Origin of the sequence: Thalassospira permensis NBRC 106175 (assembly GCF_000714555.1) — a bacterium.
Taxonomy (GTDB): Bacteria; Pseudomonadota; Alphaproteobacteria; order Rhodospirillales; family Thalassospiraceae; genus Thalassospira; species Thalassospira xiamenensis.
Genome location: NZ_AUNC01000006.1, coordinates 1 through 18,491, shown reverse-complemented (window position 1 = coordinate 18,491; position 18,491 = coordinate 1). Strand labels below are relative to the sequence as shown.

Sequence of the window (18,491 nt, the reverse complement as noted above, 5' to 3'; positions counted from 1 at the left end):
GCACACAGTTTCGCGTCATTATTTACGGGCCCCACAACATGTCGGAAGTCACTTTCTATTTCGATTTCTCGTCACCTTACGGTTACCTTGCGGCGGAACGCATAGAGGCCTTTGAGACCAGAACCGGCGTTACGGTCAATTGGTATCCATTCATGATCGGGGCAGCCTTCAAGCAAACCGGACAAAGCCCGCTGCTGGACCAGCCAATCCGCGGCGACTATTTCAGGCACGACATGGAACGCTGTGCAAAGATGCAGAACACGCCGTTCTGCATCCCCGAAAAATTCCCCTATGCCGCACTGGTCCCGACCCGCGCCTATTACTGGATTGCATCAACCAAGCCCGCATTGGCGATCAAGTTCGCCAAGGATGTCTATCGCGGATATTTTGCCGACGGGCTTGATATGTCGGACCCGGAAGTTGTCTTTGCCACAGCCACCCGGCACTCCATCAATGCCGGAGAAATCCGCGCAGCCGTCGAAAATCCGAAATGGAAACAACACGTCCGCGAAGTTACCGACGAAGCCATCGCACGCGGTGCCTTCGGGTCGCCGTTCTTTTTCTATGAAGACGAGGCATTTTTTGGCAATGACCGGCTTGAACATCTTGAACGCTGGATCAAACTGCGCAAGCAGATCGACGACTGATCCGATCAGAAAACGTGCCCATCGAAAATCCATAACCAATTAAAATATATACGAATTTTGCGACACTTTCCCTCACTCGAAATATCATTTCGCGATCCCAGTATACTGTCCATTTTTGATATACGTAAATTCGGTACTGGATTACCTATTTAATCTTGACGTTTACGTAAACTTCCACCATAACAGCAGTCATAAACGCCATTCACCACGGGGCCGTTTCCTTGCATAAACAGCCCCGGCAACAAACGGTGTCAATTGACGATGACGGTTCTGAAATCTGCGATAAATCCCCGCTCGGAAGATTTCCGCAACAATGCCGAACAGATGGAAAAACTGGTTGCCGATCTTCGTGATCAGATCACGCAGATCAAACTTGGCGGCGGTGAACGCGCGCGCGACCGGCACACAGGGCGCGGCAAACTTCTGCCCCGTGAACGTATCCGTCAATTGCTGGATATCGGGTCCCCGTTCCTTGAACTGTCACAGCTTGCCGCCTATGGCATGTATGAGGATGAAGACGTTCCTGCTGCGGGCATCATCACCGGGATTGGTCGGGTTTCAGGCGTTGAATGCGTCATCGTTGCTAATGATGCCACGGTCAAAGGCGGCTCCTATTATCCGATGACGGTGAAGAAGCATCTTCGCGCGCAGGAAATCGCGCTCGAAAACAATCTGCCCTGCATTTATCTGGTCGATAGCGGCGGGGCGAACCTGCCACGGCAGGATGATGTTTTCCCGGATCGCGACCATTTCGGCCGCATCTTTTTCAATCAGGCAACCATGTCATCAAAGGGCATTCCGCAAATCGCGGTTGTCATGGGGTCCTGTACGGCGGGTGGCGCCTATGTACCGGCCATGTCCGATGAAAGCATTATCGTTCGTAAACAGGGCACGATCTTTTTGGGAGGCCCACCCCTGGTGAAGGCCGCAACCGGCGAAGTTGTCTCGGCCGAGGACCTTGGCGGTGCCGATGTTCATTGCAAGACATCGGGCGTGACCGATCACTATGCACAGGACGATGCCCACGCATTGTCGATTGCGCGCAATATCGTCAAGAACCTGAACTGGACGAAAAATCCCGGTTTGACCCTGACCACCCCGCGCGACCCCGCCTATGACCCGCGCGAAATTTATGGCGTTATTCCAAGCGATTCCAAGAAACCCTATGACGTGCGCGAAGTCATTGCCCGCATCGTAGACGGATCAGACTTTGACGAGTTCAAGGCCCAGTATGGTACAACACTGGTTACCGGCTTTGCCCGCATTTTCGGCTATCCGGTCGGGATCATTGCCAATAACGGCATCCTGTTTTCCGAGAGTGCACTTAAAGGTGCACACTTCATTGAACTCTGTTGCCAACGCAGTATTCCACTCGTGTTCTTGCAAAACATCACCGGTTTCATGATCGGGCGCAAATATGAAAGTGGCGGCATTGCCAAGGATGGTGCAAAGCTTGTGACCGCCGTTGCGACCGCCAAGGTTCCCAAATTTACCGTCCTGATCGGTGGATCATTTGGTGCGGGCAACTATGGCATGTGTGGCCGTGCTTATAGCCCCCGCTTCCTTTGGATGTGGCCAAATGCAAGAATTTCAGTCATGGGCGGGGAACAGGCGGCAAATGTTTTGACCCAAATCCGCGCAGATGCACAAGAAAAGCGCGGTGAAACATGGCCCATAGAAGAACAGGAAGCCTTCAAAGGCCCGATCCGCGACCAGTACGAAGAACAGGGTCATCCCTATTACGCGTCTGCGCGACTTTGGGACGATGGGGTGATTGATCCGGCCGATACCCGCATGGTTCTTGGGCTTGGTCTTTCGGCAGCACTTAACAAACCGGTCGAGGAAACGCGCTTTGGCGTGTTCCGGATGTGAGGCTGGCATGAGCAATGTAAACACCGATAACACCAATCCATCAACCGATGCCGTGATGTGCCAGATCAGCGCATCGGGCGTTGCCCGCATCACGCTGAACCGTCCGGAAATCCACAACGCGTTTGACGATATCCTGATCGGCGATCTGACGGCCAAGCTGGAATCGCTGAATGCCGATCCGCTTGTGCGGGTAATCATTCTGTCCGGCGCTGGCAAAAGCTTTTCTGCCGGGGCCGACCTGAATTGGATGAAGCGCATGGCCGGTTACAGCCATGACGAAAATCTTGAAGATTCCCGCAAGCTTGCAAAACTGATGAAGGTTTTGAACTTTGCGTCAAAACCAACCATCGGGCTCATCAACGGGGCGGCCTTTGGTGGTGGGGTTGGGCTGGCAGCATGTTGTGACATTGTGATTGCGTCTGATCGCGCCAGTTTCTGCCTGTCGGAGGTCAAACTGGGCCTGATCCCAGCGGTTATTTCTCCCTATGTGGTTGAGGCCATTGGCGTCTCGCACGCCCGTCGTTATTTTATGACAGCGGAGCGTTTTGACGCCGCGACCGCCCACGCCATCGGATTGGTCCATGAAATTGTTTCAGGTGACGATCTGATAGCGCGTGGCGACGCCATGGCAAAGCTTTTGCTGGCGAATGGCCCGGGTGCCATGGATGCAGCAAAATCGCTGATTTATGCGGTTGCCAACAAACCGATTGACGATGATGTCCTTGACGATACCGCACGACGTATTGCCGATCAGCGCGCAAGTTCCGAAGGCTGTGAAGGTGTCAGTGCATTTCTTGAAAAACGCCCCGCGAAGTGGAGTGAGAATTAATCATGCTGCGCAAAATACTGATCGCCAACCGTGGTGAAATTGCCTGCCGCGTGATTGAAACCGCACGCTGCATGGGCATCCAGACCGTCGCGGTTTATTCCGACGCGGATGCCAATGCCCTGCATGTCCGACGGGCCGACGAGGCCTATCACATCGGCGGTCCAGCCCCGAAAGACAGCTATTTGCGCGTTGATCGTTTGCTTGATGTCATTGCACAATCGGGGGCAGATGCGGTTCACCCGGGTTATGGTTTCCTGTCGGAAAATGCAGGGTTTGCAGATGCCCTTGAAAAAGCGGGCTGTGTCTTTGTTGGCCCACCGGCAAGTGCGATCCGCGCGATGGGATCGAAATCCGAAGCCAAGAAAATCATGGGCAAGGCGGGTGTTCCGCTGGTTCCCGGTTATCACGGCGAAGATCAGGACCCGGATCTTCTGGCCGCAGAAGCAGACAAGATCGGATATCCGGTTCTGATCAAGGCATCGGCGGGCGGCGGCGGCAAAGGCATGCGGGCGGTTGAAAAACCCGCCGATTTCAAGGATGCCCTTGTCAGTTGCAAACGAGAAGCCGCCAGCAGCTTTGGCGACGATCATTGCCTGATTGAAAAGCTGATCGTCAAGCCGCGCCATGTTGAAATTCAGGTCTTTGCCGATAGTCATGGCAATGCGGTTTATCTGTTTGAACGCGACTGTTCTCTGCAACGTCGCCACCAGAAAGTCATTGAAGAGGCCCCGGCCCCGAACATGCCCGAAGATCTTCGGGCACAGATGGGCAAGGCCGCCGTTGATGCCGCAAAGGCGATTGGCTATCAGGGGGCTGGTACGGTCGAATTCCTGCTAGATGCGTCTGGTGCATTCTATTTCATGGAAATGAACACACGCCTTCAGGTAGAACATCCAGTGACCGAGATGATCACCGGAGAGGACCTTGTCGAATGGCAATTGCGTGTTGCTGACGGTGAAAAGCTGCCCAAGGCACAGGAAGAACTGACCATTAACGGCCATGCCTTCGAAGTCCGACTGTATGCCGAAGACCCGCATAATGATTTCCTGCCCGCCACCGGCACACTTGTGCATATGCGCATGCCCGCAGCCAATGGTCACGTGCGAGTAGATACCGGCGTTTACGAAGGCGGCGAGGTTTCCATTCATTATGACCCGATGATCGCAAAGCTGATCACCTGGGATACGGATCGCATATCGGCACTGCGCCGGATGGCAACCGCACTTAACGATGTACAGATTGTCGGCGTAACAACCAATACCGGTTTTCTTGCCAATATTGCGCGTCATCCGGCCTTTGAACGCGGCGAAGTCGAAACCGGTTTCATCGGCCAGTATCTTGACGATCTGATCCCTGCCCCTGCGGTGCCTGATAATGACGCATTGGCCTTTGCCACCCTTGATATTCTGATGCGTCGCGATGCCGAGGCCAAAAGCCATGCGGCGCAAAGCAGCGACCCCTATTCCCCGTGGCACAGCACATCGGGATGGCGGATGAATGATGACAACCACCATAATCTGATCCTGCGCCATGACGGTGCAGAACTGAAAATCAGGGTGCATTACCGCACGCACGGTTATGTCATCGATATGCCTGACGGCAATTCGGTTACGGCCCATGCCGAATTCGGCAGTGATGGGACCATTCATGCAACACTTGATCAGGTGCGCAAACGCGCAAGTGTCCTTCACGATGGCAATCGACTGACGATCTTCCGCGATGGACGTTCCGACCGGTTGGAGATTTTTGATCCGGTTGCCGCCGCAGGCGGGCAGGAAGGTGCCGGTGGCGGGTTAACAGCGCCGATGCCGGGTAAAATCATTGCCGTGCTGGCGGAACCGGGGCAATCTGTTGCCGCAGGCGACAAGCTTGTGGTGATGGAAGCAATGAAAATGGAACACACTATTTCAGCACCGGTTTCGGGCTCGGTCCGCGAGATATTCTTTGCCGTTGGCGATCAGGTTGATGATGGCGCGGAATTGATCGCCATAGAGGAGGCCGAATAGAATGCCCCGCCTTTCGGTTTTGCCCGCGCGTGTCAAAATCGTCGAAGTCGGTCCGCGTGACGGGTTGCAGAACGAAAAGGCGATGGTTGCGACCGACATCAAGGTCGAACTGATACACCGCCTTTGCAATGCAGGCCTTTCGGTGATCGAAGCCACCGCCTTTGTCAGCTCGAAATGGGTCCCGCAAATGGCCGATGCATCCGACGTCATGGCCCGTATTTTGCGTAAACCGGGCGTCACCTATCCGGTTCTGGCCCCCAACCTCAAAGGGCTTGAAGCCGCCATCGAAGCAGGTGCAACCGAAGTTGCAGTTTTTGGTGCGGCATCGGAGAGCTTTTCGCAGAAGAATATCAATTGTTCCATCGCTGAGAGCCTTGATCGGTTCCGTCCGGTGGTCGCCGCAGCGCGTGATGCCAACATCGCCGTGCGCGGGTATGTTTCCTGTGTTCTTGGATGCCCTTACGAGGGTGAAATTGCCCCACAGAAGGTTACAGACGTCGCCAAAGCCCTGTTTGATATGGGGGCTTATGAAATCAGTCTGGGCGATACCATCGGCACTGGCACACCCGGCAAAGCACAGGCCATGATCGAAGCCGTTGCAAATCAGGTTGCCATCGAAAAACTTGCCGCCCACTTCCATGATACATATGGCCAGGCATTGGCAAATCTTCTGGCCGTATTGCAGATGGGGGTTGCCACGATTGATAGCTCCGTCGCCGGTCTTGGCGGATGCCCCTATGCCAAAGGGGCCAGTGGCAATGTTGCGACCGAAGACGTCGTCTATATGCTGAACGGTCTTGGCATCGAAACCGGTGTCGACCTTGAAAAGCTTGCAGAAACAGGTAGCTGGATTACCGGAAAAATCGGCCGCCAGTCCGGATCAAAGGCCAATCTGGCGCTTGCCGCCAAACGCGACACTGTCGGGATCTGATCGCATGGCCGCCGCCGAGACATATCGTTTCCGGCGGGCCGTCCCCAGCGATTTGCCCATGATACGACGCTGGTTGCGGGTACCCGAAGTGGCGCGATGGTGGGGTGCACCGGACGAGCAGATCGAACTGATCACCGAAGATATCGAGCTGCCGGAAATGGCAACGCTGATTGTATCCTATCGCAATCGACCATTTGCCTTTGCCCAGCATTATGACGCGCATCAGTGGCCGCAGCCCCATTTTGCTCACCTTCCCAAGGGCACACGATGCATTGATGCCTTCATTGGCGTGCCCGACATGATGGGATGCGGCCACGGCAAAATGTTTTTGCGATTATTGGCGCAAATGCTGATCGAACGCGGCGCACCAATGGTCGCGATTGACCCGGATCCGGAAAATGTGCGGGCGCGAAAAAGTTACGAGGCCGCCGGTTTCATCGGTAATACCGAATATGAAACCGGCGATGGTCCGTGTGTGTTGATGCAGTTTAAACAAAACGAAGATTAAGCTGCCTTGACCGCTGTCAGGAAAGATTCAACTTTCAGACGCAAGGTTTCTGCCTGCTCAGACAGCTCACCCGATGCATTCAACACTTGCTCGGCAGCGGCACCGGTTGATGTCGCCGCCTCGTTAACACCATGAATGTTTTCGGTTACCTCGCTTGTTCCGGCTGACGCCTGCTGAACATTTCGGGTGATTTCTTCGGTGGCAGCCCCCTGCTGTTCCACAGCACTTGCAATCGTTGCTGCAATTTCGCTGATCTCAGCAATCGTACCGCCAATAGAGTCAATCGCAACCACCGCACCTTCTGTTTCCGCCTGAATTCCTGTGATCTGGGCAGTAATCTCTTCGGTTGCTTTTGATGTCGCGTTTGCGAGATTTTTGACCTCGGCAGCAACAACAGCAAAACCTTTCCCTGCCTCACCTGCCCGCGCAGCTTCAATCGTTGCATTCAATGCCAAAAGGTTGGTCTGCGCAGCAATATCGCTAATCAACCCGACCACATCACCAATCTTCTGGGCAGCTTCCGCAAGGCCGCGTACCTGAGCGTTGGTATTTTCCGCCTCGGAAACAGCCTTGTTTGCGACTTGCGATGATTGATTGACCTGATGACTGATCTCCGAAATCGAAGCACTCAATTCCTCGGATGCACTCGCAACGGTTTGAACATTGTTGGATGCCTGTTCAGCCGCCGCTGCAACCACAGTTGACTGACGATTGGTTTCTTCTGCCGTTGCTGTCATCGATGAAGCTGTTGCCTGCATTTCTGTTGCCGCAGATGATACGCTTTTCAGCACCAGAGACATGTCGGCATCGAAATCATTGGTAAGCTTCTCGATGACTTTCACGCGGGCTTCTCTTCGCTTTTGTGCCTCGGCCTCCTGTGCGGCAAGCTGTTCAGCCCGGATCATGTTTTCTTTGAAAACCAGCACGGCTTTGGCCATATCGCCGATTTCATCCTTATGATCCTGCCCGGGGATTGGTGTTTCTTTATCGCCGGCGGCAAGAACCGTCATGGCTTCCGTAATATTCCGGATAGGATTGGATATTCCCGTCCCAATCAGCCAAGCAGCACCAATACCGCAAACCACCGCAGCAACTGAAATTGACGTCACAAGCATGATGGTATTCTGGATATCCTCGGTAACCATCGGCCCGAGCTTATCCTGCTCTTGCCTGATTTCAAGTTTCAGGTTTTCAAGATTGGATGCAACCTCTGGACCGATACGGTCCAGACCTTCAATAACAAGCTGGTCTCTTTGAGGATCACCAGCCGGAATTTTGACAACTGATTGAAAGACTTGAAGATAGTCAGCCAAATCATCGTTCGTTTCCTCGATCAGGGCTTTTCGCGCACCCTGATCAACCAGCGTGCCGAGTTTTTCATTCAATTCAGATGCTGTTTGCAGACGCGTAAGCACAGTGCTGATGGCTGTCTGCCGCCCGGTCAGCAGATAGTCCCTAACGCCAACCCTGGCTTCGAGCATGTTGGCCTGTACCCGGCCTGCCTCGTTAGACTGTATTGCAATAGATCGGTATCTATCAAAATCGCTACCTATCCCGGTTAACGTGACGAACCCCAGTATGGATATCGACACCAGAAGCAAAAGAACGAGCCCGAAGCCACCAAAGATTTTAGGCGCTATTTTAAGTCTTTTTAAAATCGACATGTTCCCTCAAAAGATGCAAACGCACTCCTTTATGTTGTTTGGCAGGGAATAAATTCAACCAGAACAGTTGTATTCAGACAGCAATAGAAAACCGCACTTTAGCGGGCCATTTTCAGGGCATTGAGCGCCGTCAGCGGAATATTCTTTGGTTATAAAATCTTAGAACTACCATAAGCTGTCTGCAAGCCACCCTCCCTATCAGATGCCCCCATCCGGCGGGCCAGACGGTAACTGACAATTCCGGTAATGGTTCCAAAAAGAACAATTCCGGCGGCCTGCCCGAACAAAACACCGGTTGCCCCCAAATAATAACTGCCAAGCCATACCAGCGGGATCACCCCCAGCAGTTCCTTCGCAAGATCGAAGATCATCGCGAGATTGGGGCGCCCGGTAACGTTAAAAAAGGTATGTGATGAAAATTGCAGACCGAGGAACATATAAAAGGATGCTGTAAAACTGCAAAAAATCGATAGATACGCCGTTGTTTGATCGGTCGCGCTGAAAAGCTCCGCAATCTGGCTTTGAAACAGGAACAGGGCAGCGCAGACAATAACCCCGTAAACCACCACCAGTGCCCAGACATTATGCCAGATGCGGCGCACTCGTTCGGCCTTTGCCGCAGCAAAATTCTGGCCGATGATCGGGCCGATTGCCTGGGGTAACGCCATGTAGCCAACAAAGACGAATGGCGCGATACGTTCAATGATCGCCATGGCGGCCACCGCATCGGGCCCATATTTTGCCATGCTGGACATGATAAAGGCGCTGGCAATTGGCGGGCCAACCTTTGCCAATCCGACTGGTACGGTTACACGGGCAATATCGCGGATGTCCTTGCGGAAAAGATTCGCATCAAACAGGCCAAGCATGTGATGAACGTTTCGAACACCGTAAAAGGCAACTGCCATGATTACGATCCGTGACACGACGGTTGCCCATGCTGCCCCTTCGACTCCCCAATCAAAACCAAAGATGAAAATCGGATCGAGGACTGCATTGACCGCCGCCCCGGCCATTTTCGACCACATGGCACGCTGCTTTGCCCCGATGGCACGCAACAACGCGCCCGATGACATGCTAAGCACCAGAACCGGCAAGCACAAGATCACGATCTGTACATAAGTGATGCCGATATCACGGGCCTTGCCGGTCGCCCCGAACATATCAAGCATCCAAGGTGCCGATAGCCACAAGACGACCGTCATCACGACCGATAGCACAAGACCGAATACCATAACATGCGTGGCATAGACTTTTGCCCTGTCCCGATCACCAAGCCCCTCGGCACGGGAAACAAGTGCTGTCATTGCGGTCGATATGCCAAGCGACACGGCAAGTGTGAAAAAGATAATCGGCCAGGCAAAGCCAAGACCGGCAATGATTTCCACATCCCTTAGAAGGCTCAGGAAAAACAGATCAAGCGCATCAACCAGAACCATCGCCACCAGCGCAAGCATGCTGGTATGCGCCATTGAAAAGATGTGACGCAGGATTGAACCCGAGACAAAATATTGCGACTGCATAGCCATCGAATTTCACACTGTGCAGAGCTGAAAAGCGCGTTCAGCCATCATTATTTGGCCGCAGGATAAATTCGAATTCGCGTTCTTCGGTGGTTGCACAATCATCCCCGGAAAGCAGCGGCATGCGTGAAAGTCCTTCGCGGTTCACTGACGATGCCGATATTCTGGCGGCATCCGGGCCGATTTTCCATTTGGCGGCAATCACGCTGGGATTTTCGGCATCGAACTCGTCCAGCTTGCGCCCGATGCGAGACTGCAAAACCGGCGCATAAGGAAATTTCTGCTGGGTCCAGAAACGTTTAGAAGGCTGAAAATATCCAACTTCGTCCAGAAACGAGACACCAAAATAATAACAGGACTCAAGCGAGTTATAGAAACGACTGTCAGGGACGAAGCTGCCATCGCGCTTAAGGGAATGCCCAACACACCAGTCAAGCATGGCGGCAATCTGTTCGCTCGCCAAGGCCCGTTCTACCGACTGCATATGCGGCCACCCATAGCGAAAGATTTTCGCGACATCATAGTTGTTGTGATTATTAAATTCACCGCGGCTGAGCCATCCTTGCGGATATTCCATCTGGCGGCTTTCAAGAGTGGTGCGGATGATATCGGACCAATGTCCGACGCGCCCCTTGCGATATGACACGATATGAAAAGTATAGCTGAGATCATCATAACGATGGGTTTTGCCATCCGAAATGTACCAAGGGCCCCAGTAACCGGTTTCGGGGTTCTGGATTTCATCAAGGAAGTTGCGGAAGGCATCAACATAGTTTTGATCAAGATCGATGCCGCGCACATGTTTCTGCGCATAGCGTCGCAAGGACGGCTTGAAACAAAGCTGCGCCAGACAGCAGATCACACTGCCGAATTCATCGCGCTGATTGCGCCCGGTGGTGGCAATATCGGAAACAAGAAGCTTTTCCAGATAGTTTCGCATTGCCGGAGCCGTTGCAATCGGTTCCAGGAAATGCAGCGGATAACGCGGCGCGCGGCCTTCATTGGACAATTCATGCAAACGCACAATGGTTGCATCAAATTTGTGGTGGAATTCGTTATATTTCCACCCCCACGAACCATCAACCGAAGACTGAGTTGCGACATAGCTTTGGTCAACATCGTCAAAGCTGTTTTCCAGTCTGTCGACAAGTTGGTCAAGTTCCGGCCAGTATGCCGTGTATCGCGCCAACCATTTGGCGTAGATATACAATTGCTGGGACGCCAGCATTGTCCGGCTATATTCGGAAAATTTACGCAACGCCAGCGATAGCGCCCCCAGATAATCGATATATTTGAGCGCCTTGTCCTGATAGCCGTGATCGTAACGCGTAAAATCCCGCGTAATCACGCAGCTATCACCAATCCCTGTCAGGCTTTGCTCAATCGACATTGGTTGCCTTTTCCTGTTGAACCCAGAAATGCGAACCTGCTTCCTTGCATCGGCCGTTACCGATGCCAACTGTCAGGAGATGCGTGAATTCCCCAATCCGCTTGGCAGGATTGCATCCTGTTGTTGGGACTGATGTTTTCGGGCTCTCCTTTTTAGCCCGAAGGACAACCAAGCATTTTACAATGGTTGCCACGCAAAGGCACTTAAACAGCTAATAAGTGTATAGCTTGAAACCGATCACAACACCACTCTAAAGGTGAACTCTGGACGGATTTTCATATACAAAAGAATAATCATTGAGCCGACGATATCAATTCCCTACCCAGAAATGACAACTGGGGTACCGCTATCACTGACAGAAAATACCGGCATTATAAGGGCAAAAGAAAAGACGCCCGCAACGGGCACCTTAACGGAAATGCTATTTAAAGCCTGGCTTGATCAAACCAGATGAAATCAGGACGCCGATTTAAGAGCCGCCCGACGCCGTTCACGAAGCGATGCAGCTGTAACCCGCCCATCCCCTGTCGGTTGATAATAAACCGTCATTTCCTTTAATGCGGCGCGCACTTTTGTCAGCGATACATCGTCGTCATTTTTCAACTCATATGCGTCAAATCCGCAGCGATGCATGTAAAGAATCTGGTCGCGCAACACGTCACCAATTGCACGAAGTTCACCCTTGAAACCAAGACGTTCGCGCAGAACTCGCGCATAGGAATATCCACGCCCGTCGGTATAGGCCGGGAAATTGACGGTGACGATCGAAAGACGATCCAGATCGTTTGCCAGATCTTCCGGCGCATCGCCGGGGTTAAGCTGCACGCCAAGACCACCATTGCGGCCGATCAGCGTTTCGCGTTCTTCCTTAAAACGCGCGAGCGGCACGATAATGTTTTCCTCGCCCGGCGGCAGGTCGGCTTCGGCGTCAAGCGTGATCCATTCCTGATCAATCACACTGTCATTCTTAACGATCGCCATAAAGCACCTCCTTGAACGGGTCCATGCCGACACGGCGATAGGTATCGATAAAACGTTCGCCGGTTTCGCGAATGCCAAGATATTTGGTTACCAGACTTTCAATGGCATCAACGACTTCGGCCTCGGAGAAACCGGCACCGGCGATTTTACCGATTTCGGCATTCTCACTGGCGTCGCCGCCAAGGGTGATCTGATAGAATTCCTTGCCACGTTTATCGAGGCCCAGAATACCGATATGACCAACATGGTGATGTCCGCAGGCATTGATACAACCGGAAATCTTGATCTTGAGTTCGCCAATATCATGCTGGCGATCCAGATCGGAAAAACGTTCCGAAATGCGCTGTGACAGGGGGATCGAACGCGCCGTTGCCAGCGCACAATAATCCAGCCCCGGGCAGGAAATGATGTCGGTAACATAGCCAAGGTTTGCCGTCGCCAGATTGGCATTTTTCAGCTCCGCCCAAAGCGAGAACAAATCGGCTTTTTTCACGTGCGGCAAAACCAGATTCTGTTCGTGGGTTACACGGACATCACCAAAACTGTACTGCTCCGACAGATCGGCAACCAGTTCCATCTGGGTATCGGTTGCATCGCCCGGAATACCACCAATCGGCTTCAGCGATACGTTGACAATCGCATAACCAGGTTGCTTATGCGCAATGACGTTCGAACGCACCCAGTTGGAGAATTCCCGGTTTTCGGCCTTGCGGCGTTCAAACTCGGCATCATCGTCGGAAAGTGTTTCAAATGCCGGCGGTGCAAACTGTTCGATGTAATGCGCAATTTCGGCATCATCAACGCGCAGCGATCCGTCCTTGATCTGTGCCCATTCTTCCTCGACCAGACGCTGCATTTCCTCGCCCCCGATTTCATGGACGAGGATTTTGATGCGTGCCTTGTACTTATTGTCACGACGGCCAAAGCGGTTATAAACCCGCAGGATCGCCTCAAGATATGAAAACAGATCGTTCTTGCCGATAAAGTCACGCACGGTTTTACCGACGAATGGCGTGCGACCAAGACCACCGCCCACGATGACCTCGAACCCGACCTCGCCCGCATCATTCTGATGCATGCGAAGTCCGATATCATGGACCTTTACTGCGGCACGGTCATTTGGCGACCCGGTCACCGCGATTTTGAATTTGCGCGGCAGATAGGTGAATTCCGGATGGAACGTTGACCACTGGCGGATCAGTTCGCAATAGGGCCGCGGATCTTCGATCTCGTCGGCGGCAGCCCCTGCGTACTGGTCGGTTGTCGTGTTGCGGATGCAGTTGCCCGATGTTTGAATCGCATGCATTTCGACCTTGGCAAGATCAAGCAATGCATCGGGAATTTCATCAAGTTTTGGCCAGTTATACTGGATATTCTGCCGGGTCGTGAAATGTCCGTATCCCTTGTCATAACGACGCGCGATATAGCCAAGCTGGCGCAATTGATCCGCGCGCAATGTTCCATAGGGAACAGCAACGCGCAGCATGTAGGCATGCAGTTGAAGGTAAACACCGTTCATCAGGCGCAGTGGGCGAAACTGGTCTTCGGTAATATCGCCCGAAAGACGACGTTTTACCTGTTCACGGAACTGCTCGGTACGTTCCAGCACCAGTTGGCGGTCAAAATCATCATAGCGATACATGACGTATCCTCTCCTTACCCGGCCTGATAGCCGAGATCCTGCCGCACACTGGGACCCTTGGTGCGCAGAACTTCACGGTATTTTGTCGGAACCAGTCCACCGTCCTGTTGTTCCACCTCAATCAGATAAGGTCCGACAATGACAGTATCGAGCTCAGGTGCACTGGCCTCTGCCAGCAAGGCGTCACCCGCCTCTTTTCCGTCGGCAACGCGAGACTGATTGATGTCTTCACTCCAACCGCCTTCCGCGGTCAGGAAAACCACCAACCCGTCACCAAGACGGTTTGCCGTGACAACTTGCAGGGACATTCGGTTCTCTCAGCCTGTAAATCTCTCTGGTGATGTCCTGTCTATGGACATTTTCTGCACCAGAATTTGGATGATTACCGACTATTGGTCAAGTTTTTTTGTGAAATACATAAAAATACAAATTATTAATGTTATTAATACTCAGCACTTGACCAAATTCCCCATGACTTCTAGGTCAGATAACATCCTATCTCGCCTGAAAGAACATGACCAAACCATGCCCCTCCATCTGATCAAACTAAGTGTTGGTACGGAAAGCCCCGAAACCCTGCGCCAATGGCAGGCCTATTTCGGGAACCTTCATGGACGAATTTATCATACCACCCGAATGACTCCGAAACGCAAAGCGGAAATACTGGCCGGCGGATCGATCTATTGGGTGATCAAGGGGGCAATTCGCGCACGTCAGCGCATTGTCGATCTGGAAGAATTCATTGACGATGAAGGCATCAAGCATTGCCGCATCGTCCTGGACCCAGAACTTTTCGAAACTCGCACATGGCCGCACCGCGCCTTTCAGGGGTGGCGTTACCTTTCAGAAGACAAATGTCCGCCGGATGAAAAGCAGGCCGGTGGCGCAGAAGCACTTCCCGAAGACATGGCAGATGAATTGCGCGAGCTCGGCCTTCTCTGAGCCGGATTACGATTTTCCCGGATCGGGGGTGATGACAGTCAAGGCCGGCTGGTTTTCCTCGATATCCTTGAGGGTTGCGGCAACTTCGTCCTTCAGCCAGCGAATAAAGGATTGTACACGCGGCCGGTTCAGGTTTTCCTCGGGACAGGTCAGATAATAGGCGTAACTTGACGCAACAGTTTGCGGAAATGGGCGAACAAGCAAACCGGCTTTCAGGTCCTGCGCGGCAAGACTGGTTCGCGCCATGCCAACCCCGTGCCCCATCAGGGCTGCCTGAATGACCATGTCGCCGGAATTGAAACGAAGCCCGCGTCGCAAATCAATTCCCTTAACCCCGACACCTTCCAGCCAGAATTGCCAATCCGCAGCGCGCGGTTGCTCAATATGCGATGTGGCGTCATGCAGAAGCTGATGACCGGCAATATCCGCAGGCCGGTTCAGCGACGGACTTGATGCCAGATAATCCGGGCTGCAAACCGGGAAAACTTCATCACGCATCAGCAGTTCGGTATAAAGATTGGGATACCGGCCTCGGCCGAAACGAACAGCAAGATCAATACCTTCATTGCGGAAATCAACCAATCGATCATCAGCGTGGATGCGAACATCAATATCAGGATGTGCTTCACGAAAATGCCCAAGCCGCGGCACCAGCCATTTGACAGCGAAAGATTGCAATACGCTGACGGTAACAACACCGGCTTCTTCCACAGCGCGAAGGCTGTCGATTTCGCCTGCGATGCGTGAAAAGCCTTCAAACGTTGCCCGCGCCAGACGATCCCCCTCCTCGGTCAGTTGCAACCGCCTTGGCAAACGGAAAAACAAACGAAATCCAAGATATTCTTCGAGCTGACGGATCTGCTGACTGATCGCCCCTTGGGTAACAAAAAGTTCCTCGGCAGCGCGGGTAAAGTTCAAATGTCGCGCAGCGGCATCGAAGGCACGCAAAGACTGCAATGGGGGTAAGCGCATGTTCGCCTCAAATCCACAATCATTAGATAATCTAATACATAACCCGAGAAATACTCGTTTGTCACCTACCTGATTTAAGAGGAGTATGGCTTCAACAAACGTAACCTCCATTAGAAGAACTCAATTCAGGAGAACGATTATGGCACATGCATATTGCCAGACGCCTTCTGGCCACACCAACACCAGAGCCACAAACCCGCCAACCACATCGCTGCAAAACGTTATCAACACAGTATTCAGCACAATCGCGGATACGCTTGCCAAACGCGCACAGCGCCGTGCTCTCATGCGGCTAAGTGACGCCCAGCTTTCTGATATCGGTCTGTCGCGAAGTGATGCCGAGGCCGAATACCGGAAATCCTATCCGCTTTGACATTGCCCCACCTGCGCCATGATCGAAATCCTATCCGTGAACCGGATTTGATCTACCTCCTTGCGCCCCCTTTCGATCATGGCGCATTTATGTCACTGTAATTTCCCATTAAAGTTGCAGGGCATCTACAGTATGGCGGCGAAACAGAAAGACAACCCGACGAAAAAGACGGAAAGCGGTGACAATTCGATCCGCAAGGCGGTGAAAAATACGGCGCGCAGCCGCAGGGCTTCGAAACAGCATCCCGATCTTTCCAGTCTTGATAGCGAAGCCCGCGATCGTTTTTTACTTGATGCTGAAAGCATGACGATGGATCGCCTTGATGATCGCCCGTCAAAGAAAAGCATTTCCCCGGAATCAGATACCCCCGGAGACTATGTCCCGCCTGACATCGACGCCGATCCCAAAGCACGCGTGAAAAAGATGCATGGCAAACAGTATCTTGAACTCATTGCGCCATTGCATATCGAACTTCTGAAGCTGCAAAACTGGGTTAAGGCTGAGAACATCAAATCACTGGTGATTTTCGAAGGCCGCGATGCCGCTGGAAAAGGTGGCACGATAAAACGCTTCACAGAACATCTGAACCCGCGTGGCGCACGTGTGGTTGCGCTCGGGAAACCGAATGACCGGGAACTGACTCAATGGTATTTCCAGCGCTACGTTGAACATCTGCCATCTGGCGGCGAAATCGTCCTGTTTGACCGGTCCTGGTATAACCGGGCGATGGTTGAACGTGTCATGGGATTCTGCAACATGTTCGAAGTCAGCGAATTCCTGCAATCGGTCCCGGCGCTCGAGCGCATGCTGATCCGTTCCGACATTCACATGACCAAGTTCTATTTTTCGGTCAGTAAAAAAGAACAGGCGCGCCGGTTTGATCAGCGCAAACAAGACCCGCTTAAACAATGGAAACTAAGCCCGGTTGATCTGGCATCGCAAAATCTTTGGGATGCCTACACCGAAGCAAAGACCGAGATGTTTTTCCATACCTCGACCACCGACAGTCCTTGGATCATTGTCAAATCCGATGACAAGAAACGTGCGCGCGTCAATGCCATCCGGTATTACCTGTCCCAGTTCGAATATCCGGGGAAACGATCAGAACTTCTGACCTATGATCGCCGGATCATCCACACCGTAAGCGAGGAACTGGCACTCGACGACTGAGATATGACCGATATGTATTCCGGATCGTGGAAACATTGTCTCCGTGACATTCCCTTGCATTGACATTCGCAAGGTGGCCTCCTTTACTGGTAACACCAATTACACGGGAGGCACGAAATGGCAAAATGTGCATTTATTGGGCTGGGCGTCATGGGCTATCCCATGGCCGGCCACCTGCAAAAGGCAGGGCACGACGTTACTGTTTTCAACCGCACCGCCGCAAAAGCAGATAAATGGGCGGGCGAATATGGCGGAAAATCCGCCCCTACCCCGGCCGAAGCCGCTAACGGGGCAGAATTTGTTTTTATATGCGTTGGCAATGACGACGATCTGCGAAGCGTCGTCCTCGGCGATACCGGAGCTCTTGCCGGGGCGGCAAAAAATGCTGTGATGATTGACAACACAACAGCATCAGCCGATGTCGCCCGCGAACTATATGCGGCCGCCAAAGATGCTGGTGTTTCCTTTATCGATGCCCCCGTATCGGGCGGACAGGCGGGTGCTGAAAACGGCATTCTTACCGTCATGTGCGGCGGTGATCAGGCGGCATTTGACCGCGCGGCACCGGTTATTGACGCGTTTGCCCGCTCCTGCAAGCTGATGGGTGGAAGCGGATCGGGCCAACTGACCAAGATGGTGAATCAGATTTGCATCGCAGGCCTTGTTCAGGGTCTTTCCGAAGGTGTGAATTTCGGTCGCAAGGCTGGCCTTGATATGGAAAAGGTTCTTGATGTGATTTCGAAAGGTGCCGCTGGCAGCTGGCAGATGGAAAACCGAGGCAAGACAATGGTCGAAGACAAGTTTGACTTTGGCTTTGCCGTTGACTGGATGCGTAAAGATCTTGGGATCTGCCTTGAAGAATCGAAGCGCAATGGCGCGCGCCTGCCAGTAACCGCGCTTGTTGATCAATTCTATGCGCAGGTTCAGGAGCGTGGAGGAAACCGTTGGGATACATCCAGCCTGATTGATCTTCTGGCGCGTGGATAAGCAGCACCGCAGACCTTTCAAAACACAAAAAAAACGCGGCCTTTTGCAGGGCCG

The 18,491-nt window shown here is 52.8% G+C and carries 17 protein-coding genes; 10 read left to right on the top strand and 7 right to left on the bottom strand.

Going from position 1 to position 18,491, the window contains the following annotated elements; genetic code table 11:
- Window positions 1-38: 38 nt before the first annotated feature.
- From SMB34_RS04610 to SMB34_RS04585, 6 genes are all read left to right on the top strand, one after another.
- Entirely contained in the window at window positions 39-647 is a 609-nt protein-coding gene (locus SMB34_RS04610) for a 2-hydroxychromene-2-carboxylate isomerase (protein ID WP_037988082.1), read from the top strand.
- A 261-nt stretch (window positions 648-908) separates the two neighbouring features.
- Window positions 909-2,519, top strand: coding sequence for a carboxyl transferase domain-containing protein (locus SMB34_RS04605; RefSeq protein WP_037988006.1), 1,611 nt, complete (start codon window positions 909-911; stop codon window positions 2,517-2,519).
- Between the two features lie 7 nt (window positions 2,520-2,526).
- Window positions 2,527-3,348: an enoyl-CoA hydratase/isomerase family protein gene (locus SMB34_RS04600; RefSeq protein ID WP_037988004.1), complete on the top strand. Its 822-nt coding sequence runs from the start codon at window positions 2,527-2,529 to the stop codon at window positions 3,346-3,348.
- A gap of 2 nt (window positions 3,349-3,350) precedes the next feature.
- Window positions 3,351-5,354: an acetyl/propionyl/methylcrotonyl-CoA carboxylase subunit alpha gene (locus tag SMB34_RS04595; RefSeq protein ID WP_037988002.1), complete on the top strand. Its 2,004-nt coding sequence runs from the start codon at window positions 3,351-3,353 to the stop codon at window positions 5,352-5,354.
- Window position 5,355: 1 nt separating this feature from the next.
- Entirely contained in the window at window positions 5,356-6,285 is a 930-nt protein-coding gene (locus SMB34_RS04590) for a hydroxymethylglutaryl-CoA lyase (RefSeq protein WP_037988001.1), read from the top strand.
- A 58-nt stretch (window positions 6,286-6,343) separates the two neighbouring features.
- Window positions 6,344-6,793 carry a GNAT family N-acetyltransferase gene (locus SMB34_RS04585; RefSeq protein WP_223305140.1) on the top strand — a complete coding sequence of 150 codons (450 nt, stop codon included), beginning with the start codon at window positions 6,344-6,346 and terminating at the stop codon, window positions 6,791-6,793.
- Here the strand turns inward: SMB34_RS04585 and SMB34_RS04580 are convergent.
- The 6 genes from SMB34_RS04580 to SMB34_RS04555 all read right to left on the bottom strand — a co-directional run bounded on the left by SMB34_RS04580 (window position 6,790) and on the right by SMB34_RS04555 (window position 14,301).
- Window positions 6,790-8,457: a methyl-accepting chemotaxis protein gene (locus SMB34_RS04580; RefSeq protein ID WP_037987997.1), complete on the bottom strand. Its 1,668-nt coding sequence runs from the start codon at window positions 8,455-8,457 to the stop codon at window positions 6,790-6,792. The genes SMB34_RS04585 and SMB34_RS04580 overlap by 4 nt on opposite strands.
- A gap of 149 nt (window positions 8,458-8,606) precedes the next feature.
- Window positions 8,607-9,986 carry an MATE family efflux transporter gene (locus tag SMB34_RS04575; protein WP_240478744.1) on the bottom strand — a complete coding sequence of 460 codons (1,380 nt, stop codon included), beginning with the start codon at window positions 9,984-9,986 and terminating at the stop codon, window positions 8,607-8,609.
- Window positions 9,987-10,020: 34 nt separating this feature from the next.
- Window positions 10,021-11,370 (bottom strand): hypothetical protein, encoded by a 1,350-nt coding sequence (locus SMB34_RS04570; RefSeq protein WP_037987993.1) that lies wholly within the window; start codon window positions 11,368-11,370, stop codon window positions 10,021-10,023.
- Between the two features lie 456 nt (window positions 11,371-11,826).
- Window positions 11,827-12,351 carry a DUF934 domain-containing protein gene (locus tag SMB34_RS04565; protein ID WP_037987991.1) on the bottom strand — a complete coding sequence of 175 codons (525 nt, stop codon included), beginning with the start codon at window positions 12,349-12,351 and terminating at the stop codon, window positions 11,827-11,829.
- Window positions 12,338-13,993: a nitrite/sulfite reductase gene (locus SMB34_RS04560; RefSeq protein WP_037987989.1), complete on the bottom strand. Its 1,656-nt coding sequence runs from the start codon at window positions 13,991-13,993 to the stop codon at window positions 12,338-12,340. The genes SMB34_RS04565 and SMB34_RS04560 overlap by 14 nt, the downstream gene beginning before the upstream one ends.
- 14 nt (window positions 13,994-14,007) lie before the next feature.
- Complete coding sequence (locus tag SMB34_RS04555; RefSeq protein ID WP_037987987.1) at window positions 14,008-14,301, bottom strand: DUF2849 domain-containing protein; 294 nt, start codon at window positions 14,299-14,301, stop codon at window positions 14,008-14,010.
- A gap of 70 nt (window positions 14,302-14,371) precedes the next feature.
- On the opposite strand from SMB34_RS04555, the gene SMB34_RS04550 reads away from it, so the two are divergent.
- Window positions 14,372-14,935 (top strand): DUF1489 family protein, encoded by a 564-nt coding sequence (locus SMB34_RS04550; protein WP_240478743.1) that lies wholly within the window; start codon window positions 14,372-14,374, stop codon window positions 14,933-14,935.
- A gap of 6 nt (window positions 14,936-14,941) precedes the next feature.
- On the opposite strand, the gene SMB34_RS04545 is transcribed toward SMB34_RS04550, so the two are convergent.
- Entirely contained in the window at window positions 14,942-15,907 is a 966-nt protein-coding gene (locus tag SMB34_RS04545; protein WP_037987983.1) for a transcriptional regulator GcvA, read from the bottom strand.
- Between the two features lie 139 nt (window positions 15,908-16,046).
- Here SMB34_RS04545 and SMB34_RS04540 point away from each other — a divergent pair, with 139 nt between their 5' ends.
- From SMB34_RS04540 to SMB34_RS04530, 3 genes are all read left to right on the top strand, one after another.
- Window positions 16,047-16,280: a DUF1127 domain-containing protein gene (locus tag SMB34_RS04540; RefSeq protein WP_007090335.1), complete on the top strand. Its 234-nt coding sequence runs from the start codon at window positions 16,047-16,049 to the stop codon at window positions 16,278-16,280.
- 132 nt (window positions 16,281-16,412) lie between these two features.
- Window positions 16,413-17,450 carry a polyphosphate kinase 2 gene (ppk2, locus tag SMB34_RS04535; RefSeq protein ID WP_037987980.1) on the top strand — a complete coding sequence of 346 codons (1,038 nt, stop codon included), beginning with the start codon at window positions 16,413-16,415 and terminating at the stop codon, window positions 17,448-17,450.
- 117 nt (window positions 17,451-17,567) lie between these two features.
- A complete protein-coding gene (locus SMB34_RS04530; RefSeq protein WP_037987979.1) occupies window positions 17,568-18,437 on the top strand; it encodes an NAD(P)-dependent oxidoreductase in 870 nt (289 codons plus the stop codon).
- Window positions 18,438-18,491: the final 54 nt, after the last annotated feature.